This window comes from Pseudarthrobacter sp. NPDC059871, assembly GCF_042731175.1.
In the GTDB taxonomy this organism is placed as follows: Bacteria; Actinomycetota; Actinomycetes; order Actinomycetales; family Micrococcaceae; genus Arthrobacter.
Map to the genome: position 1 here is coordinate 1 of NZ_JBHWJV010000023.1, position 4,766 is coordinate 4,766.

Here is a 4,766-nt window from a genome sequence, read left to right on the forward strand (position 1 = left end):
ACACTATTGAGTTCTCAAACAACAGACACACCCGGCACCACCCAAACAAAAAACCCGTTCAGGATCGCTCCGGAGCAACTTTCCAAACTTACCCGATCACCCGGCACTTCGCAAATCCGCTTACCAGCGAAACAAAGCACACAAGGACCAGCCCCACCCACCAGGAACACACCACAGTGCGAACCATTTTTCAGGCCATTCAGAAGGGGGTTATCGCCGCTATCTTTCCGCATCAGCGGCGGCGACTCAGAAAACAATACACGCCCACCAACCCCACCGCAAATCCACCCCCAGAAAGGCCAACAGCCCCCAAAACCCGCACAACCACACGGGAATTGGGGGCCATCAACATCTACAAGCAGCCCCAACGGACGGAATCAGCCTGTATGCAGTGGCTCACATGTTGCCGCGGCCTACGGGCGTACCCGCAGCACTACGGTGAAGTCGGCATCCCGTGGCGGCAGGCGGTACGGCTCAAGAACGCCCGGACCGCAGGCTCCGGTACCAACACCCCGCATGGCGTTATCGATGTAGATGTAGGTCCGCCCGTCGGCTGCCAGATCAGGCCGGTGCGTTGCTTCGTTGAGTGCGGCCTGGCTGTAGGGGCGCACCGTCAGGGCAAAGGGCTCGCCGGTGATGTCCAACGTGGCGCCCTCCACCTCAAGGGTTGCCGAGCGGACGCCGGCGCGTGCACCGGATTCCTGGGGCCGCGCATACTCCACATCGAGGTCACCCAAGGGCATGGAGAACCATCCGGTGCGCGTGCCTTGCCCCGTGTCCGGGTAACTCTGGTGCGGCCCCTGCCCGAACCAGCTCACTGCAGACGTTTCGCTGTCCAGTACGAGTTCCAGGCCGATCCGGGCCCACTCCACATCAAAGCCGGCGTTGACCCAGGATCCCTGCGGCCGGACCTGCGTGCGGAGAGCCAGTGAGTCCCCGTCACTGGTCCACGTGTAGTCAACAAGCACCCCGAACTGCTTGTCTGCGGCACCCACCTTGGTCCGCGTGACGAGCTGCTCCCCGCCGTCGGCAGTCCGTTCAGCGCTGATACCAAGCAGGCGGGCATGGAGCCGCTCCAGCCCTGCATCCCGCCACTGGGCGGCAAGGGGTCGCGGGTCGGCGCCGCCCCATTCCCTGCCCAGGTCATTGTCGGTGGGGGGCCACCACAGCGAGAGCCCCAGCTTTTCGACGCCAATGCCACCGATCCGCGTAGGCATCCCGGTCAGCCTGCTGAACACCGCCGGCCCCAGCCGCAGTTCATTGTCAGCGGCCGCCACTAGTTCAGCAGCACGGGGCTCCTCACCACGTGAGACTCCACGCACCGACTGCCCCCAAGCGATCTCGTGGCTGGCGCTGGCCCAGGAGGTCGCGGCGGCGAGGACGGCGCTGACGGTGAGGACGGCCGGCCCATCCGTGTGCGGGAAGCTGGAGGGCAATGGAATCGTGGCACCGGACTGCGGCGCCACGTGCGGAACCTCCACCGTGCCGCCGTCGACCGTTTCGCCGTCGGCCTCCACCGCGTACCGGAAGCTGAACGCGGACGTGTCCGCGAAATCCTGCCCGTTGTGGACGGTGAAGCCGGACCAGTCCTCCGCCACCTGTATGCGCAGCGGCGCCACGACGCGCTTGAAATCGAGGAGGCCGGGCCGGGGCTTGCGGTTGGCGTCCACCAGTCCGTCGGTGACGAAGTTGCCGTCGTGAATTTCCTCACCGAAATCGCCGCCGTAGGCGAAGTGCTCGCCGCCGCCGGGCGTAGGGACGGTGATTCCGTGTTCCAGCCACTCCCACACGAAGCCGCCCATCAGCCTGGGGTGTCGTTCAAAGAGCTCCTGGTATTCGGTCATTCCTCCCGGGCCGTTGCCCATGGCGTGAACGTATTCGCAGAGCACGAAAGGCATGGCTCGGCGCCGGGCATCCAGCTGCGGATCGTCGAGTGGAGGCTCCGTTCCCTGCCCAATCAATGCAGTCTCAGCCTGGTTGGCGTACATCCGGGAATACACGTCAACATAGGGGCAGGACCAGTCGCCCTCATAGTGGATGGGGCGTGACGGGTCGCGGTCCTTGGTCCAGCGGGACATCGCGGCCAGGTTCCGGCCTGTCCCGGATTCGTTGCCCAGCGACCACATCACGACGGCGGCATGGTTCTTGTCCCGCTCCACCGTCCGGCGCATCCGGTCCAGCAGGGCGGCTTCCCAGTGGGGATCGTCGCTCGGGTTCTGGGCCCAGCCGGCGCTCTCAAACCCATGCGTTTCCAGGTCGCACTCGAGCACGACGTAGAAACCGAGCCGGTCAGCCAGGGCAAGGAATTCCGGATGCGGCGGATAGTGGGATGTGCGGATGGCGTTGATGTTGTGCTGCTTCATGAGCTTGAGCTCCGCCTCCATCACCTCCTGCGGAACTAGGCGCCCCAGCCGGGGGTGATGCTCGTGGCGGTTTACCCCGCGGAGCAGGATCCGCCGCCCGTTCACCTTGAACTGCGCGTCCTCAATGGTGATGCTGCGGAAGCCCAGCTGTAGGGACACTGTTTCGGCAGGGGTGCTGACTGTGGCCGCATACAGGCGGGGCACTTCGGCAGACCAGGGCGCCACCGATGGGAACCTATGCTCCTGGCCCGCCGTACGCTCCACGTCCAGTTCGGGAACGCGTACGACGGCGTCAATCGCCTCTCCTCCCCGGCTCGCCTCCACACGCAGGACACCTTCGCCCGTGAGGGGGTCGTAGTCCGCGTGGACGAAGACATCATCGATGCCGTCCGCGGGGCGGGCTTGAAGTGTGACATCCCGGAAGATCCCCGGGAGCCACCACATGTCCTGGTCCTCCACGTAGCTGGCGGCCGAGAACTGTGCCACCCGCACGGCAAGGGTGTTGCTGCCTTCCGTGAGGATTCCTGAGACATCGAATTCGTGGGCAAGGCGGCTGCCGCGGGTGGTGCCCAGTTCGACGCCGTTGAGCCACACCGTGCCGGCGGAGTCGATGCCGTCGAAACGCAGCAGTGCGTTGGGGAAGAACTCAGGGCCAGCGTGGAACGTCAGGAGGTGGTCGCCAATGGGGTTGGCCTCCGGCACATGCGGGGGTTCCACGGCAAACGGAAACTGGATGTTTGTGTAGGCCGGCGCGCCGTGCCCGTGCATGGGCCAACTGGACGGAACCGGCAGGGTTACGAAACCGTCCAGATCCTGGCCCAGCTGCCACCCTTCGGCGGGCGCGCTGCGGATGCCGGGGCTGAGGCGGAACTGCCAGTCGCCGTTCAGGGACAGCCGCGGCGCATCGCTGGCGAGGTGGGCCCGGGGAGGGAGCGTGCCCCGTCCCGGAGCCATAGAAGACAATTCGAGAACGCCTCCGGCTCCGAGTTCAAGACTGCGCGGAACAGCGTCGGAGGCATCACTTGCAACAGCGTTCGTCACCGTTGCGGAGGACTGGACAGGCATGGGACTTCCTTGAAGGCTGGGGGGCATTGAGATTCATCGTGAACGTTCACGGAACGCATGTACAAAGATTAGCCTCTTGGTCCCTTCATGGGTAGGGGTGAGGTTGCACATCAGCCTGGCTTAGGCCGACTGGCGCACCACAAGTTCGTGCCGGAGGAGCAGTGCAGAGGCACTGCCGCGCGGTTCAACTGCTCCGGACAGGAGGCCTTCAAGGAGGCCGACGGCGGCCCGGCCCACGGAGCGCAGGTCCAGGGACAGGGTGGTCAGCTCCGGGGACACCAGCTCCCCCAGCGGTATCCCGTCCATCCCGATGACGGCCACATCATGAGGCACGTTCCGTCCAGCGGCTTGTAAGGCCTTCAATGCGCCGGCCGCCATCAGGTCGTTGAAGACCAGGAGTCCGTCGAGTTCAGTTCTTCCGGCCAGCAGTGCACTGACGGCATGCCGCGCATCTGCAGCTGAGGGCTCGGCCGCAAACCTTATCAGTTGAACTCCGCCTTCCGCGGCGGCGGCGGCCACAGCGGAGCCCCTGCCTGCGGCGATCCCGCCCTGGCCCGAATCCAGGAAGGCGATATTCCTGCAACCATGAGCCACCAGCCTTTCCAGGCCCAGCCGGGCGGCGTAGGCGTAGTCAAAGGAGATCGAGCCGGCAGCCTGCGCCTGGGGGTCGTCGAGCCCAACGACAGGCCGCCGGCCCAGCATCTCCTGGGCTGCGACTGCGTGGTCCCCGAGGTAGCCGATCAGTGCGTCCACCTGGGGTGCCAGCCGGGCTGCCGCGTCCAGGGCGTTGGCTGCGCCGTGGCCATAGTCATCCACCACCACATTCCATCCCCGCTCCGTGGCGGCCTCAACAACACTGGAGGCAAACGCAGGGAAGTACGGATTGGTGAGGTCGGGGATGGCCAGGCCTATTGATGTTCGCGCGCCCTGGACCAGCCCCTTGGCAAACCGGCTTGGAGTGTAGCCCAACTCTGCCGCGATCAGCTGCACGCGTTCCCGAGTGGCCTGGCTGATGCCGGTCATATCGTTCATGGCCCGGGTGACCGTCTGCCGCGAGACGCCGGCCGCAGCGGCAACATCGAGGATGGTGGCGCGGCCCTGTCGCGACTCTGGGGAATGGGGACTCATAGGCCGTAAGTCTATGCGGCTGGCATAGGAGCCTTCCCCACCCCTGGGACGCGTGCTCGGTTGTGGTGGTTTCCCTGGGTCGGGTGGGTCCCGCCATAAGTGAGCGCGGTTTCGGGGCGGGTTCTGGGGGTCGTTGCAACGCCTGGGTGATTGGTGGTGTTGTGGGACGTTTTGGTCGGCCTGGGGTTTTGCGTGAGAAGGTCCGGGTTT

General features: G+C 65.4%; 2 protein-coding genes. Both read right to left on the minus strand.

Annotated elements, in window-relative coordinates; translation table 11 throughout:
- Nucleotides 1-413: 413 nt before the first annotated feature.
- The gene (locus ACFV4R_RS20090) at nucleotides 414-3,317 is read right to left on the minus strand and encodes a glycoside hydrolase family 2 TIM barrel-domain containing protein (RefSeq protein WP_377204331.1); all 2,904 of its coding nucleotides are present in this window, start codon (nucleotides 3,315-3,317) and stop codon (nucleotides 414-416) included.
- Nucleotides 3,318-3,548: 231 nt separating this feature from the next.
- Complete coding sequence (locus ACFV4R_RS20095; RefSeq protein ID WP_377204330.1) at nucleotides 3,549-4,556, minus strand: LacI family DNA-binding transcriptional regulator; 1,008 nt, start codon at nucleotides 4,554-4,556, stop codon at nucleotides 3,549-3,551.
- Nucleotides 4,557-4,766 lie beyond the last annotated feature (210 nt).

Excerpts from the sequence above, each read along its gene's own strand:
- ACFV4R_RS20090 (WP_377204331.1), bottom strand. The coding sequence starts at position 3,317 with ATGGCTCCGGGACGGGGCACGCTCCCTCCCCGGGCCCACCTCGCCAGC.
- ACFV4R_RS20095 (WP_377204330.1), bottom strand. The coding sequence starts at position 4,556 with ATGAGTCCCCATTCCCCAGAGTCGCGACAGGGCCGCGCCACCATCCTC.